Source organism: Pseudomonas sp. PAMC25584, assembly GCF_058135675.1.
In genome coordinates this window covers 167,299-183,384 of record NZ_CM176870.1, presented here as the reverse complement: position 1 = coordinate 183,384, position 16,086 = coordinate 167,299, and the positions used below count along the sequence as shown (strand labels likewise).

11 protein-coding genes and 1 pseudogene are annotated in these 16,086 nt (G+C 55.1%); 3 read left to right on the top strand and 9 right to left on the bottom strand.

Annotated elements, in window-relative coordinates; genetic code table 11:
* Nucleotides 1-202 precede the first annotated feature (202 nt).
* From ACS5Q8_RS00845 to ACS5Q8_RS00835, 3 genes are all read left to right on the top strand, one after another.
* A complete protein-coding gene (locus ACS5Q8_RS00845; RefSeq protein ID WP_426102783.1) occupies nucleotides 203-460 on the top strand; it encodes a hypothetical protein in 258 nt (85 codons plus the stop codon).
* A gap of 203 nt (nucleotides 461-663) precedes the next feature.
* Nucleotides 664-906 (top strand): hypothetical protein, encoded by a 243-nt coding sequence (locus ACS5Q8_RS00840; RefSeq protein ID WP_426102781.1) that lies wholly within the window; start codon nucleotides 664-666, stop codon nucleotides 904-906.
* Between the two features lie 221 nt (nucleotides 907-1,127).
* Nucleotides 1,128-1,409 (top strand): hypothetical protein, encoded by a 282-nt coding sequence (locus tag ACS5Q8_RS00835; RefSeq protein ID WP_426102769.1) that lies wholly within the window; start codon nucleotides 1,128-1,130, stop codon nucleotides 1,407-1,409.
* Between the two features lie 199 nt (nucleotides 1,410-1,608).
* Here the strand turns inward: ACS5Q8_RS00835 and ACS5Q8_RS00830 are convergent, their stop codons facing one another.
* From ACS5Q8_RS00830 to ACS5Q8_RS00790, 9 genes and pseudogenes are all read right to left on the bottom strand, one after another.
* Nucleotides 1,609-2,025 (bottom strand): hypothetical protein, encoded by a 417-nt coding sequence (locus ACS5Q8_RS00830; RefSeq protein ID WP_426102767.1) that lies wholly within the window; start codon nucleotides 2,023-2,025, stop codon nucleotides 1,609-1,611.
* A 299-nt stretch (nucleotides 2,026-2,324) separates the two neighbouring features.
* Entirely contained in the window at nucleotides 2,325-2,804 is a 480-nt protein-coding gene (locus ACS5Q8_RS00825) for a pentapeptide repeat-containing protein (protein ID WP_426102765.1), read from the bottom strand.
* A pseudogene (locus tag ACS5Q8_RS00820) lies at nucleotides 2,801-5,050 on the bottom strand (VENN motif pre-toxin domain-containing protein); the annotation flags it as partial. The pseudogene ACS5Q8_RS00820 and the gene ACS5Q8_RS00825, both read right to left, overlap by 4 nt.
* A 95-nt stretch (nucleotides 5,051-5,145) precedes the next feature.
* Nucleotides 5,146-5,604, bottom strand: coding sequence for an SMI1/KNR4 family protein (locus tag ACS5Q8_RS00815; RefSeq protein WP_128591908.1), 459 nt, complete (start codon nucleotides 5,602-5,604; stop codon nucleotides 5,146-5,148).
* Nucleotides 5,605-5,610: 6 nt separating this feature from the next.
* Nucleotides 5,611-5,952 (bottom strand): HNH/ENDO VII family nuclease, encoded by a 342-nt coding sequence (locus ACS5Q8_RS00810; RefSeq protein ID WP_083351518.1) that lies wholly within the window; start codon nucleotides 5,950-5,952, stop codon nucleotides 5,611-5,613.
* A gap of 207 nt (nucleotides 5,953-6,159) precedes the next feature.
* Nucleotides 6,160-6,507, bottom strand: coding sequence for a hypothetical protein (locus tag ACS5Q8_RS00805; protein ID WP_426102763.1), 348 nt, complete (start codon nucleotides 6,505-6,507; stop codon nucleotides 6,160-6,162).
* A gap of 5 nt (nucleotides 6,508-6,512) precedes the next feature.
* Nucleotides 6,513-6,890: a hypothetical protein gene (locus tag ACS5Q8_RS00800; protein WP_465159739.1), complete on the bottom strand. Its 378-nt coding sequence runs from the start codon at nucleotides 6,888-6,890 to the stop codon at nucleotides 6,513-6,515.
* Nucleotides 6,891-7,006: 116 nt separating this feature from the next.
* Nucleotides 7,007-7,405, bottom strand: coding sequence for a hypothetical protein (locus tag ACS5Q8_RS00795; RefSeq protein ID WP_226501951.1), 399 nt, complete (start codon nucleotides 7,403-7,405; stop codon nucleotides 7,007-7,009).
* A complete protein-coding gene (locus ACS5Q8_RS00790; RefSeq protein ID WP_465159738.1) occupies nucleotides 7,402-16,056 on the bottom strand; it encodes a hemagglutinin repeat-containing protein in 8,655 nt (2,884 codons plus the stop codon). The genes ACS5Q8_RS00795 and ACS5Q8_RS00790 overlap by 4 nt, the downstream gene beginning before the upstream one ends.
* Nucleotides 16,057-16,086: the final 30 nt, after the last annotated feature.

The following is a 16,086-nucleotide window of genomic DNA, read 5'->3' as shown; positions in this document are numbered from 1 at the left end:
CAAAAGCAATCCGCTTTCATGCAGGTGTTTTTGCACCCGCAAAGTCGTGCCTTTTATGGCGGCTGTGCGCGGGAGACCCCCGGGTCTGCCGGTTTACTCTGTTGCCGGTTCGCCAACCTGCGTACAGCTGCCACCCATTCGTTTGGCGACGATTGAGTGGTGGCCTCAACCACTTAACAGAGTGCCAATTATGAACCGTTACATGCCCCTGACCGGCCACGACTGCACCGTCCCCGCGCTGCTCATCGACACCCAAGCCCCCCTCGACGTCCTCCACGAAGCCGCCGTGCACCGGATCCAAGCCGTCACCCAACTCCTGGAAAACCTGGCCTTCCGCGATCAGCTCAGCAGCGATGCCGTGGTGCTGCAGGACTTCGCCCATCTACTGGCGATTCCGCTGCGCGATGGGTGTGATTTGTTGGATGTGATCAGTCGCAGGCTGAACGCCAACCCGTCCTGAGTTATACCGGGCGGCCCGTCCAGGCCGCCCTGCTCAGGTATTGATGACAATTAGAAATAGGGGTCAGACCACCAGTATAAGACTAAGAAAAAACAGCCTTCGGACGACACACCACTCCTCGGATAACTCTCTTTTTAAAGAACAGAACAATAGCCACGAAAACTCCTTAAATGCAAAACGTGGTCTGACCTCTATTTCCTACCATCCCCGCACTGGTGATCGATACGCAAGCACCCCTCGATGTTCTCTATGACGCCGCCGCGTATCGCATTCGTGCGGCAACTAAATTTCTGGAGAACCTCGCATTTCGGGAGGAGATCAGCAGTGACGCGATAGTGCTTCACGACTTTGCGCTGTTGCTGGCTATTCCGCTGCGGTATGGGTGTGATTGGGCGGAAGTTGAATTCACAAAATTCACAAATGAAAATGGACGGTTATTTTTATAACCGCCTTATTTAAAGCATTTCAAATAGATAAAAATAAAAAACTAATTTTTAAAGATCGTAATATTTCAAGGTCAGCTCCACAGCCACTCAAACAAACGTTATCTGACCCCGATTACCCGCTCTACCACCCACCACGCCCGGATATAAAAGATTTCACATAATCCCACCGTGTAACTATCCAGTACACAGCAAATATTCCTGACAAGGGAAATCCAATCCAGATGAACACCCAGTTCGAATCTGTGCGAAGCAGTATACCAACCACTATGGCGACCATCATGCCGAAAAACGTACTCACCCCACACACCACCGCCAACAATGAAACTATCAGCAGCAGGGTATTTATAAGTTTACTTGCTCGCATCGACCGCCTCATTGTAAAGGCTATTGCCTTTCGTGCCCACGGACAGAAAATACAGCAACATTGCACCACCATACGGCGCCTTTTTACCAAGAATAAATTGGTTATTATCAAACTTTCTGACCGTCACATCAAACATTGATTTTTTCTTGTTCAAACCATCAGCCAACCCCATCTTCAGAGGCACTTTTACAAACCCCGGAGAAATAGGGATCAGACCACCATTATAAGACTAAGAAAAAACAGCCTTCGGACGACACACCACTCCTCGGACAACTCTATTTTTAAAGAACCGAACAATAGCCACGGAAACTCCTTAAATGCAAAACGTGGTCTGACCCCTATTTCCTCTTTGCAGCTTTATGCGCATTCAATCTAGACAAAAACCAAATCCCTACTGTAGCAAAAACGGTATAAATCAAAGCACCAGCGATTAAACCTGTTATATCAGACCATCCGAACTTCCATAGACCACCTTTAAGAAAATTTATTACTGCTCCTAAAAGTACTCCAATAATGCTTACGGACATAAACACTACAAAACAATATACAAACAACAGTGCAAATGCTTGCAAACTCGATTTCGGATTAATCATTTCTTGCCCCCCAGTGTTCCGACCTTTCCACCAATAACTTTGGAAGTAAGAAATAGAAGAAATAGGGATCAGGCCACCATTATAAGACTTAGAAAAACAGCCTTCGGACGATACACCACTCCTCGAATAACTCTCTCTTTTAAAGAACATAACAATAGCCACGAAAGCTCCTTAAATGCAAAACGTGGTCTGACCCCTATTCCCTCCAATATACATTGGTGCACTAATCGTGGTCTGACCCCTATTTTCCTTATAAGATTAAGGCATTTCAGCTCAGCCCCCCTTAACGAGAGCAACTCAACACAATAATTGCAAAATATTTTTAAAAAAATGAACAATATCCGCGAAAACCACTTAAATGCAAAACGTGGTCTGCCCCCTATTTCCCCCTGGTTTCACCGCCGAATAGGTGCCTTCAACTTTGCCAAAACCTTTTGCACCGTTACCGTTTCAGCAACTTTTCAAATCTTTATTGCACCGTACAAAACGGGGTTGAACCCACTGGGCCAAACAGTCTCGCTGTCATACTGAGCACCAGACAACTCAGACTCTTCTATTTGTTCGACTAAAAAATTAGCACCACATAGATTAGCTCCTTTAAAGCAAGCCCCTCGCACATCTAAACTCTTTAGATTTGACATCGAAAGATTTGCCCCAGCAAAAATTGCACCAACAGCAATAGCGCCCGAAAGATCGACACCTTCCATTTCTGCACAGGTCAATGTGGCATTCATTAATGCTGCATTACTCATGCAGGAGCCATTCAAAATAGCAAAGTCAAAAATAGCATTTCTTAGATTTGCATTGGCAAAATTTGCATTACTGACATCCAGCCCTTGAAATATAGCACGATGCAAGCTAGCTCCATTAAAATCCAAACCAACAAAACTGTCGCATGAATACTGCAAAGCCTCACCGGTTTCAAAATACAAAGTAATCATTTATTACCCCAATCAGCCGGATCAACTTTGACATCAGATATAGGCTTAGTCATACCCACTTTGTTAGGTGGTAGCACCCACGGTACCACATCAGGCTCTAGCCCCAGTATTTTGGCAGCAATATATCGATGATTTCCATCAACAATTACATTACCGTCCATCTTGATTGCCGGAGCTGTATCTCCAGCAAGAAGTCGATCAACGTATCTCTGAATCGCAGGTAGCGACACAAAATTTTGTGCACTAATAGTCGAATCGACTTGTAAAGCTTTTTGAATAATTTCAGGAGTTACATCCGCCCCCTTGGAAACCAGAGGCGCTTGAACTGTCGCTTTTGGACCTTTGGCGAAATCTGGACCGGCTTGCAGAACGTTTCTATCAACCAAAACGCCGAGCTCCGCGTCAGGTATTGCCCCAACCACGCTCTCATTTTTGGGTGTCATCCCCTTCGTGCTGCCTGCAACCGACTGCCCCTTAAACACGCTCGGCAACCCAGCAGCTGACGCGTTCAAAAGCCCAAGGAAAATGTTTTGGGCGCCGTCGCCCGAATCACCGTTGTAGGTCTGCACCCCACCATAAGTAGCCTGCAATACGCCACTTTCAGCCGTCACCAACCGTATCGCCAAACCCACGCCCCCGCCCAGCACATACAAAGCCGGCGTACCGATTGCAGCCTCTCCTTGGTAGTTCTGTCCGATGCGCAATGTCTTTTGCGCTTCGCGGTAAAGCTGTTCGTTTTCGCTAGGAGTGCGGTTCATCTGCGCCGACAAATCGCCGGGATAGAGCCGTTCCAGTGAAGCGTCTTTAATGGAATTCCCAGCCGCGTACGCCACATCGTTGCTTTGCCGCAGAGGACCGGGCCGCATAAGCGCGTAGATGCGACGATCAGCCTCATCCTGCCCATACGCCGCAACGAGTGCGTTTGCGTAATCCGCGAGGTACGCCAGCGCTGCGGCTTTATCGGCAGCCGACATCGAGTCTGGGTTGCGGCGCAGGCGCTCAACCAGAGCATCTGAAATCTGACCTCGCTGATCGAGCGCGATAAGCGTCTTTGCGTCCTCGACGGTGTACTTGTTGCGCTTGAACGAGTCGCGAGCCTTTTGAAGCAAAGACTCGTTGGATGGGCTCAAAAGGTTATTTTCAACAGCGTTCTTCCCAACCTGCGCGGCTGCCACCGCATTCAGCGCGTCCTTGCCAACCAACGATCCGGAGAGCCCAGCCGCCAGGGTCGAGAGACTGGAAATTGTCTGCTTTTGCGCTTCGGACAGGTTTTCGTTACTGACATCGCCATACAGGCTTTCCTTGATCAGCCGCGCGGTTCCCTCCGCAGCGACAGCACCCACTGCACCTGCGAGTGCTGAGTTACCGCCAGCTTTGGCAAGAATGGCACCCAACACCGCGTGAGCCATCACGTTGGCATTCGGGTCTCCCTTGGTCATGTCCTTGACGGTTTCTGCCAGGTACGGCGCCGCCGCCCCCGCCAACGCTCCACCAACACTGCCGCCCATGGCCGCTTGCACCACAGCCGTCACTGCCTGGCTGGCTTTCTGAAAGCTGCTCCCTACGCCATAGTCCTGCTGGGCACGTTGGTTGATCTGATCCCGCGTCGGGTTGGTAACCCCTTCCTGCACGAGCTTGTCTCGTGTCGCTTTGTTCACATCGCTGTTAGGGTCGTCGGCGGCCCTGATCCTGGCCGCAGCAATCGCATCGCCAATGCCCTTGGTCAGCTCCATCGAGCTTTTGATCAGGTCCATGCGTTCCCGCATGGCCTTTTCGTCAGGCTTGTCGAGGCGTTGGTTGGCGTTGGCCGTGTCACGGTTAAGGCCGACCAGGTCACCCGCCCCCTCAGGGTTACGCACCACGATCGTGCCTTCGCTAACCGCGCTACGCGTGTAGCTGTGGTCCGAGTCGTTGAGTGCCATGCCGTACAGGGCGCCCGGTGTGAGGGTACTCGCGCCGCCACTGTAGGAACCGGAGACGCTGACGCCGGCCGACTGGCTCTTGATCTCGCTCTTGTTCTTGATGTCGCTGACCAACAGGCGATCCGTCAGCAGCAGGTTTTTGTCGGCCGTGGCGTGACTGGCAATCACCGCACCTTGCAAGGTGGTGTTCTTGGCCACGTCGATGGTGTAGCCGCCCTTACCGGCGAAGAAGCCGCTCTGGTCGGTGACGGCCTGGTAGTCGCTGTTCATTTTCGACGCCGCCAGGCTCGCGGACGCGGTTACCGGGGAGCCATAACAGATCGGCAAAAATAGGGGTCAGACCACCAATATACATTGGTGTACTAATCGTGGTCTGACCCCTATTTCCCCCAACCATTTTTTAAACGCAGAATCGTTATTCAACTGAAAGACATTATTCTTTTTTCTAAGAAATCGATAAAGTTTTTCGCATACAAACTAGAAGTTTGATCAGAAAGTTCAAGCCTATAAACAGGATACTCTCCATCATTAAGACCATCGTCCGTGACAAAATAAAATGATTCCCCTGCACCCGGCGGTTCGCAGATAAATAGCCTCTCCTTCCCACACAACCCATTTCGACCGTTAACGATTGACATATAAACGATATCACCACCCCTTACACTATCAAAATCCATTTCGTAGATACTATAAATCTCCTCCCCAGATATTTCCCCGCCAGAATAAAACTTCAGCCACCATTTATAGCTATCAGGCAACTTCAACCCAAGACGAGCTTCAGCTTTATAAATCCACTCATCAGCAATCCCGTCACCATAATCAGCAAACTCAACGAAATCCGACTCTTCAATAAGATTAATTATTCTCGAATAATCCACGCCTAATTACTCCCCGCTCCGAGCCCGCAACTTCCAATAATCCGACTGATAAGAGTTAAACTCTTTAGCCTGCTTTGTCAATGTTTTTGCATTCAAGTCCGTAGGAACTGAAACATAATCAGTCGTAGGGTTTCTGTATTCTGCAGAGTCTTTGTAACGAGTATACCTAAAGCTTTGAGCGGCATTGGATGGGACATGAAGAACACTGCTATTCTGGCTATGGAAAACAGAACCAACTTCTGCAAGTGAACCACGAGTACCAGCGAATCCATTAACTTCAGTTTGCGAGAGATGATGTAACTCAACTGATTTCCCATCATACCCAATTGGTGCTCGACCCGAGGCCATCCTCTCAAGGTTTGAGCCTTCAACAGTTTTACCTCGTACTCTCCAGGTCGATAGGGCCTCTGGGTCAAAGAGGTCGTTACGTTGATAAACAGTCCTATCTAGAACTGTTGTTTTATTCCAAAAAACATCAACTTTAGGCGTTGTACTTGCAACATTACTACCCGCCGTCGTGCCCGTACCAGCAGAACCTGGCCCTTTTGCACCAAATTATTTATCTTTATAGCGAATATCTTCTCGCATAAGCCGTAAAACTTCAGACCAATTCCACAGTATTCCTGGGATATGATTTTCAGGCACAATCTTTCCGCGGTCACTTTCAGGAAAAATCTTCATTGCCGCTTCGCAATGGCTATAGAACAAATTGAAGCAATCGTCTGTAATATTATCTAGAACGATGAAGCTCTGCGCTTGCTCATCTAGAGCCTCGTATATCTTCCTCATACAGCTACATTGATCATGAGTGAAGAGTGCTCTTGTACCTTCGACAATACAATCAAACACCCCACCTGAAGTCCCCCAGCCTGAAGACTCATTTATTGATATATACATACCCATAGAGATCACCGCAAAATTAATATTTTATTTTGTTGCTCTTGTGGCAGCAACTTAATCCAGCCGTTGACCATCCCTTGGTTACCGGGCGTAAGATTTCTATAGTCGATAGGAACTATATCAGCTTTATTTAAGTGATCAATGAGCTGCCTTTGATTTTGCGCTGCATTATTTGAAAAAAACTTATTAATTTGCGAGGATCGACTTGAGTCAGTCCACATAAAATCAACCGTTTTCCCAGAATATGGCCCATCCGTAAATACAAAGTCAGGATTTTTCTGTCCTAAGATAGGCTCTACCCGTTCCAACGTACTTCCAAACGTATTTTCTAGCTGAACGGCTGCTTGGCCTTCATGCAACGCCAGCTTTCCTTTGTCAGGGTCCATACCTAACTCCTGAATTCTCCCTCGGTTATTTGAGGCAATAGGATTTACAGCGTTCAAACCTGTATCTGTATCTTTAAATACCGGCGATAAGGACGTGCCTACCTCTTTTGTACCAACTATCCTTTAGGAGATATCTGCCTCACCCAATCCTCTCTAAGCCCAACCAAAATATTCATAACATTAGAGTAAGTCAAGAATGGTAAAAATAACGCAAAATTGGACAAGCCACATTTCACATCTAAGGGAACGTAAAAATCAACATCCCCCGAGCGACTCGAATTCGAAAAAAGTTCTACATTCAGGTGACTTTCAATACTAGAAATATCAGCAAACAACACCTTATTCGCAACTTCATTATTTCCAAAGAAAAAACCGTCAACATATACATCTAACCTTCCACCCTCTATCCCAGTAGAAAATAAAATGTCACCATCTTCAGCTTCCTCATGAAAGAACCCACGACCTAAGGCTTCAACATCTTTCATCCTTTTTTCAAGTGTTCGACGAACCTTCATTGTCCAACCCCTTTTAAAAAATCCCTCAAGCCTTCCTTAGTCGCGGGAAAGCTAAAGGAAAAATTCTGATTTACATTATAAAAACTACCTGTCCCAAGCTTAGAGCCTTCTGGGGATGCATAGCGACCTGTCAGAGTAATTTTTACTGCACCTTGGGACTGAGCATAAGCAAGCATTTTCTTCAATGGTCCTGCTAATTCAGCGGCCCCATCAGCACCAACGCCAATGAATCCTTTCGAAGTACCTATCGCAAACTCATCAAATGTTATTTCACTTCCGCTCATGGTGACTCTTGGAGAGTAGATGGTTCCCACACCATTAGCTGCATCAAAAGACACTTTACCTAATTCCTTAGGTATTTCTTTTGTACCGTTTGCCCCAAGGACGAAAACCTCACCTGACGCCTCCGTCGCCAATTTCCTTTTCGCAAAGGCAGCGGCAATGGCCGCCGAAATCCTCGCTCCCAGACCTACACCTGTGAGCGAAAGGGCCGCCTCATCCAACGCCGTGACCGGTTCAGCCGATTTCCTAGCTAATAACAACAGCCTCGACATCGCGTCTTTTGAAGCCAGCTCGTCGGTCGAGACGTTAATGAATTCTGTCGCATGTGCATCTGCCTGCTCCCGACCGTATTGAACCCATTTGTCAAACAAGCTCAATTCGCCATAAAGGCCGTCGCCCAAACCATTAAAAAGGCTCGTGTCTACAAACTGCTCTTTGGTGGAGTTGAACGCATAAACTGCAGAGCCATTGGCAATAATTGCGGTGCCGTCTTTCCACGTTAATCGAATCTTCTGATCAGCCAATTCTTGAATCGCGCCTCTGGCAATCGCCAAATCACGATCAAGCCAATCCCGCGTCGGGTCGCTGCCCCAGTTCTTTTCCAGTGCATCTAAACGGGCGTTTTCGACGGCATCGACCTTTGATCCTGCTGCCATACGCAACAAGTCTTCCCAAGAGGCATCCGATTTTGGCTTGCGCCAGGTTTTCTCTAACTCTTCAGCTTTCTTCTTGAGTAGTGGCACCTCTTGGGTCAGGTGAAGTTGTCGATTGAATACTTCGACGCCGTAACCGGTCCCGGCCCCGACAGCAGCGCCGCCGGTGCCATTCCCGGCGCCTGCTCCAGCGCCGATCCCGGTCGCAACCAACGCGGCGATGTTGTCCTGGCTGGCCTCAGATAATTTGCTGTTTTCCAACGCCTTTGCAATCGAGGGCATCAACGCAGCAGAAGCACCGGCCCCCAACGCGCCACTTTCCACGCTGCCGCTGGACAACCCAATGGCGGCACCTGCCAACGCGTGCAACATGACGCGTGCTGCTCCACCTTCTGCCCATGCGGCTCGGGTGGCCGCATCCGATTTCGGGTTCAGGGATTGCGCCTCGGCGTAATCACCCACTCGCTTGAAGATCTCGCTGGAAGCTGTATTGGCAACGATACCGACTGTCGTACCGACGGGCGCGCCACCAAGCCCCGCGGCGATCAGTCCCGTCGCGATATCGGCCATCATTTTCTTGTCGCCGCCGAACTGCCAACGCTTGGCTTCCGAATAAGCCAGATCAGCAGCACGGGCGGTATCAGCAGCACCAGGCGAGCCTGCGTCTGCTTGTTCCTTCGCCGCCTGCCCAAGCTTCTTGGCCTCATCGGCCTTCGCCCTGCCTACCGCACTGATCACCCCACTGGCCAACTGCGCCGAGCTTTGGATCAGGTCAATACGCTCTTGCATGGCCTTTTCATCAGGCCGGTCAAGTTTCTGATTGGCATTGGCGGTGTCACGGTTCAGCCCCACTAGGTCATTGGCGCCTTCGGCATTGCGAACCACAATCGTGCCTTCGCTGACCGCGCTACGGGTGTAGCTATGGTCTTTCTCCTTGAGTGCTATCGGGATGCTGCCGCCCATCGACGCACCGCTGGTACTACTGGAAGACACCGAAATACCGGCAGACTGACTTTTGATTTCGCTGACATTCTTGATGTCGCTGACGATCAGGCGGTCAGTGCTGAGCCGGTTCTTATCAGCTGACGCTTCACTGGCAATCACCGCGCCTTGCAGGGTGGTGTTCTTGCCGACATTGATTTCGTAGCCGCCCGTGCCCGCATACAAACCGCTCTGGTCGGTCACGCCCTTGTAGTCGCTGTTCATATTGGCGGCGGCAAGGTTCGCCGAGCCCGCTACGGTAGAGCCGTAGCAGAACGGCGGGATGCAGATACTGGCGCCGAAGCCTGCGCTGCTCTGTTTGCTGCGCGAAGACTCGGTGTCTTGGAGGGAGATGATATTGAGGTTGCCGCCAATATCTGCCTTGATACTGTCCGCACGAACCTGGGCGCCTTTGAGGGTGGTATCGCCACCGCTTTGTAACAACAGGCTGCCTGTATCGAGGGTGCTATTGACCTGAGTGACGGAGTTACCGTTGCCATTGTTCTTGGCACCCTGCGCTCCGAGGTCGAGGGTGAAGCCGTTTTGCTCGCCAATATTGAAGCTGGCGCCGATGGCGGTTTTACTTTTCGACCCTTCGTTTTTGCGGTCGGTGGTGTTTTGTGCGCTTTGCATCAACACATCGTTTTTAGCTAACAACAAGGTGTTGGCGGCTTTCAAGCTGCTGCCGGTGATCTGGATATCACCCTGAGTACCCGCCGCAGCGCCCGTGGCAACGATCGACAAGTCTTGCCCTGCGTTGAGCGTGCTCTGCTTGGCGGTGACACTGTTGAATTCGCTGCTGTTCTTGCTGCGGTTATTGGCCAGTTCAGTACCGATCTTGATCAGCGAACCGTTGCCGGGCGTGCCGCCGGTTTTGTTTTTGAAGCCGGAGCTTTGCGCATTGGCGTCCGAAGCCTGGCCGTTCAGGTTGTAGGCGGCTAGGGCTGCCTGGGCGATTTTGACTGCCTTAAGTCGTGGGTCATCAGCACTACGGGCCGCTTTGACGGCGTCGCGCATGCTGGTGGCGGTGTCCACTACCGAGCCCGCGATCACGCGTCCAACCGCCAAGCTCTTGGAACTGTCCTTACTGGTCTGACTGGCAGTCTCCATCCCTGAAGTAACGGTGACATTGGCACCACTCAACTCCATGTTCTTGGTGCTCACCAGATCACTGGCAACCACCTTCAACTCACGCCCCGCCGTCAACGACACATTCCCCGCACTCGAACCAATAGTGCTGCCGGTCAAGGTCATCTCATTGGCCGTGCCGTTGTGCTTCGAGCTGTTGATGTACAGCTTCTGGTTGCCGGTCATGTCATCCAGACCGAGCTTGTTGCCGGTCAACACGCCGGTCAGGTCGCGATTTTTTTCCTTGTGCATGTCGGTGCGGGCGAAGGTGTTCTGCGCCGCGTCGATGGTCAGGTCGCGGCCGGCCTGGACGGCGAGGTCGCCGGTGCTGGCCAGGGACGAGCCGGTGACGGTGGCATCGCGTTTGGCCGCGACGGTGACCGTTTCGCCGGAGACCATGCTGCCCATGGCGGTGGTGCGTTTTTCGTCGACGTTGTCCTGGACCTTGCTCGACTTCAGGCCGCCCCAGCTGCTTTTGCTTTCCTTGCGTTCGTGACGGGCGCTGTCGGCATTGCTGACGGCGAGGATATTCACGTCTTGGCCGGCGACCAGTTGGGTGGCGCCTTTTTCGGCGGTGACGGCACTGCCGGCCAGCAGCAGGTCTGCACCGGCGACGACGGTGCTGTTCGTCCCCGCACTGACCAGGCTGCCAACGTTGTTCACTACATCGGTTTCATCCAGGCGGAATTTTTTGCCCTGGGAGGTTTTCTTGGTCTTGCTGTAGAAGCTGTAGTCCTGGTCTTCGGCGCTGCGCAGGCTGAGGTTTTTGCCGGATACCAGGTACGCCTCGTTGCCGGCATTCACCTGGCTGGCCACCAGTTGCAGGTTCTGCCCGGCGCTCAGGGTGGCGTCGCCGCCGGCCTTGATCACGCTGGACACTTGCTGCACGTGGTCTTCGATGCTTTTGATTTTTTTCGAGTTGTACGTCGAATGCTGCTCGTTGGCTGCCGCGATGGCGTTGAGGTCGCGGGTGGCAATCAGGTTGATGTCGCGCTTGGCTTCGACCTGGCTGGCCACGGCGCTGATGTCGCGCCCGGCGACCACATGCAGGTCGCGGCCGGCTTCGACCACGGAGCCTTGCTGGGCGATGGTGGTGAAGTTCGAACGGCTGCCGATGTTGCCGCTGCTCAGGGTTTGCGAGGCGCTGATGTTGACGTCGCCTTTGGCCTGGGCGGTGGTGTCGGCGCCGCTTTTGAGCACGCCGCCTACGTTGTTGATGTTGCCGCCGGCTTGCAGGGTGAGGGCGTTGGCCGATTCGATGCGGGCGGCGTTGTCGACGAAGTCGCTGCGTTCGGTGCGGTAGTTGCTGGCGCTTTCGTGGGTGGTGACGGTGCGCTGGTTGAGCAGCTCGGCACCGGCGGCGAGGTTGACATCGCGACCGACGATCACGCCACCGGCGCGGTTGCTCAGGTTATTGCCGCTGAGCAGGTCGAGGCGCCCGCCGGCTTCCATCAGGCCGCTGTTGGTCAGATTGCCGCCAGCACTGGCGAGCAGGCTGCTGGTGGCGCGCAAGGTGCCGACGTTGTTGAGGTCGGTGCCGGCCATCAGGCTGAGGTCGCTGCCGGAAATCAATGCGCCGTTGGGGGCCAGGCGGTTGTTGGCCTGGGCCAGGTACAGCACGGGCACCAGTACTGGCTGGCCGGCGACGGTAGCGTTTTCCAGCCAGACGATGTCGTGGGTCAGGGCGGCGACCTGTTCGGCGGTGAGGCTGACGCCTACCGACAGGTTGAGCGCGGTTTTGCTGCCTATGGCGTTGTCCATCAAGTGCTTGAACAAGTCGGCGTCGCTGGTCTGGCCGTCGATGAAGCGCTGGCCGGTGCGGGCAAGGACGGCTTGCTGGATCAGGCGTTGTTCGTAGAAGCCGTCGCCCAGGCGCTTTTGCGCGGTGTCGGGGTCGTAGCCGAGCTTGGTCAGCAGGTAATCCGAACCCAGGAACTGACGCATGTCGGTCAGCGCCGGGTTGGTTTCGATCAGGTACTTATGCGGGCTCGCCGTGAACTGGCTGGTGGGCAGGCCGTTGACGCCGTTGCCATCGTTGAGGTGGAACAAGCCGTTCTGCCCGGTGGGCAAACCAAAGCCGGGCAGGCCCAGCGGGTTGATCTGTTGCTGGGCAACATCCGGCGGCAATTGCGAGTTGAGGCTGATCAGGGTGGAGTAACCCGGTGCGCGGGTGTTGGCTTTGACACCGCTGCCCACGTAGGTGTAACCGCCGCGTACAACGCTGTTGTCGATACCGGCCTGGGCCCTCACATCGACCGCACCACCGGCCTGGATCACGGCGCCATAGCGCTGGTCCGAGGGTGCCAGCTCAGTCGTCTTGAGGCCGACCCATTCGCGTTCCATGGTGCCGATAAAAGCGGCCATGGCAGCTTCGACGCCGCTCATGTTCTGCGGATCGTAATTCGCGCCGCCGATCGAATAGCGCTGGCTAAAGGCAGCGGCCGGCCCGGCCCAGATTTCCGGGTGGCGACTGCGCTCGGAGGCGAAGATGCGTTCGCTGAGGGTGTCGTGGGTCACCAGGCCCACGTTGGTCAGTTGGTTGACGGTGGCGGTCAGATTGCCGCCCGCTGCGATGCTACTGCTGCTGTTGAGCAACGCTCCACCAGTGAGCAACATGTTGGCGCCGGAGGTGATGCTCGAGGCCGCGCTGGCTTGCGTGACAATCAAGTGCTCACGCTGGGCAATCAGGTACGGACGGTTTTCCTTGCCGCCGTCGCAGTCGCCGCCGGTGACGTTGAAGATGCAGGCCGTGGGCGTGATGGACGCGCTGTAGATACCCGATTCGCTGGTCAGCATCGTGCGGATATTCTGGATCGTGCTCGCCGCGAGGATCAGGCCGGCGTCGGTCTGGATCGAGGATGAGCTGTTGATAATGCTGCTGGCCAACCCGCCCTGGCCGTCGCGGTCCACGCGCAGGTTGCCCATGGCGTAAATGTCGGCGCCGAGGTTTTTCAGGCGGTCAACGCGCAGGCCCATGTCGCCACCGCTGAAGACCAGACCGTGGTCGTTGAGCAGGCTGGCGGCGGTGACGGTCATTGCCCGGCCGCTGCCGAGGGTGCCGAGGTTGTTGACGGCGGCAGCGCGCAGGCTGAGGTCGGTGGCGGCAGTGACGCGACCGCTGTTGTTGAGGGCCCCGCCGAACGTCAGGTCGAGACTGCCGTTACTGGCGATGGCGCCTGCGGTGGTCCAGTCCTGGCCGCGGCCGATCAGGCTGCTGCTGCCGAGCAATTTGCCGCTGGCGGTCTGCTGCAGGTTGTCGACATTGACCGTCAAGCGCCCTGCCTGAATTACCGTGCTGTTGGTCCAGCTGGCTTTGTTGAGGGTCAGGTCGCCGTGGGTCACCAGGCTGCCACCGACGTCATCGAGGCTGATGCCGCTGAGGTCGAGCGCGCCCGTGCCCACATGCAGCACACTGCCGCCAGTATTCTGGAACGTGCCGGCGGCGAGGCTCAGCTCGGTGTTGGCGGTTTCCAGGCTGCCGCTGTTGTTCAGCAGGCCATCGATGGCGTAACGGGTTTTTCCGCCGGGGCCGAGTGCCCGCATCTGGCCACTGTTGGTCAGGCTGGCGGTGCCGATGTCGAGGGTCGTGGCGCTTTCTATCAAGCCACGGTTAGTGAGCGAGCCACGCAGCCTGACGTCGACGGTTTGCCCGGCGATCTGCCCGGCGTTGTCGACATTGCCGCCACGCAGGGACACGCGATTGGCGGCGAACACGGCGCCGTTGCCGTTGTTGAACTGGCTGGCGTCGATCAGCACATCACCGGCCTTGGCCGCGAGCCGCCCACCCGTGTTGTCGAGGCTGCCGAGCGTCAAGTCAAGGCCGGCTTTTTCGCTGTGGATCAAACCGTTGGTGCCGTTCTGCACCAGGCCGCTGGTAGTGAGTTTCACGCCAGCGTTGGCCGCCAGCGTACCGCTGTTCTGGTTGTCGATACTGTTGGCGAACAGGGTCAGCAGACCCTGGCTGGCGAGTTTTCCGCCCTGGTTATCGAGGTGGCCGGCACGCTGGACCAGCAACGGCCCGCCACTCGCCAGCTTGCCGTTGCGGTTGATCAGATCACCGATCAGGTCGAGGGTGATCGCGCCGCCGCTGGTCAGGCTGCCGGTGCCGTTGTCCAGGGTTTGGCCGCGCAGCTCTATCGCGCCAGTGCTGTCGATGGAGCCGCCCTGGCTGTTGTCCAGCAAGCCGCTGACGATCAGGGTTTGCGTACCGTCGCTGGAGATCACGCCGCCATGGCTGTTGTTGAGCTGGACGCTGTTGACGGTCAGGGTGTTATCGCTGAGCAGGCGACCTTTGTTCTGGTTGTCGACGCTGTCGGCAGTGACGTTCAGCGCCTGTCGGGCACTCAAGGTACCGCCGCGGTTGTTCAGGGTTTGCGTGGCGGTGGCGGTGAGCGTGCGGTTGGCAACCACCGTGCCGGTGTTGGTGATGTGCTGGGCGTCGAGTTTGACGTCGCCATTGGTATTGCGGGTGTTGTCGGCGTTGACGCCGGCTTCGATGATGCCGTTGTTGGTCAACTGGCCGTTACTGGTCAGGGTGATGCTGTCGCGCGCGGCGAGGGTCTTGCGGTTGTTCAGCTCGCCTTTGGTTTGCACCTTGAGCGTGGTACCGGCGTACACCGGCCCGCCGGCGTCTAGGCTCGCCGCCTTGATGTCTACCGCGCCGCTGGAGGCGGCCTGCGCCATGCTCAAATGGCCATTGGCATCCAACTGAATATCCCCACCACTGGCCGCCAACGTACCGTCGAGCTTCACGCCCACGCCGGCTTCGGTGCCGACCAGTTTGATCGCGCCGGCGTACATGCCGCCCAAGGCGCTGGAGTCGATTGCCAGTTCCGGCTTGGCGCTGCCATCGTCGGCGCGCGCGGTGGTTTTCAGGCTTTGCGCGTCGACGTCATTGCGCCCGGCGATCACGGTCAACTCGCGCGCATTGATCTGCGCATTGATCTTGGCCGAGCGGGTGATGATTTCGAAGCGGTCGACGTTGCTCGCGTTCAAGCCCTGGCCGTCAATGGTCACGGCACCGCCGTCGACCTGGTAGTGGTCCAGGCGGCCGACGGTGTCGATGACGGGTTTGCCGGTGGTCAGGGTGGCGTTGGGGGTGTTGATGAAGCCGCAGCCGTTGCAACTGATGCCGTAGGGGTTGGCGACGATGACCTTGGCCGACTGCCCCGCCACTTCGGTGTAGCCGCGCAACTGGCTGGGGTTGCCGCCGTTGACTTCGTTGAGGATGACGCTGGCCGCGCCGCCCTTGAGGTTGGGGTTGCCGACGATGTAGCCGCCCAGTTGGGTGTTGGTCACCGCGCCGCTGGCGTTGTTGAGGATCACGCCGTTGGGGCCGACGTTGTAGTCCTTGAACTGGTTGTGCGACAGGCCACTGCCGTTCGGTGTGGCGATGTTCACCACTGGCACGCCATTGCCCGCGGCGCCGACGCTGGTGCCGGGCGCGCTGACCACGATGCCCTCGGCCTGGGCCAGCAGCGGCTGCCAGAACAGCGCGTTGGCGAGGATCAACGCCAGCCCGCGCTTGGGCAGGCCGAAGAACGCGTCGCGCGGCTTCAGTGCGGCAGAAGGTTGGCGGGCCAGAAAGGCAAATTGGCGAACATCCATTTTCAAATTCTCGATGTAACGGGGCGTTGA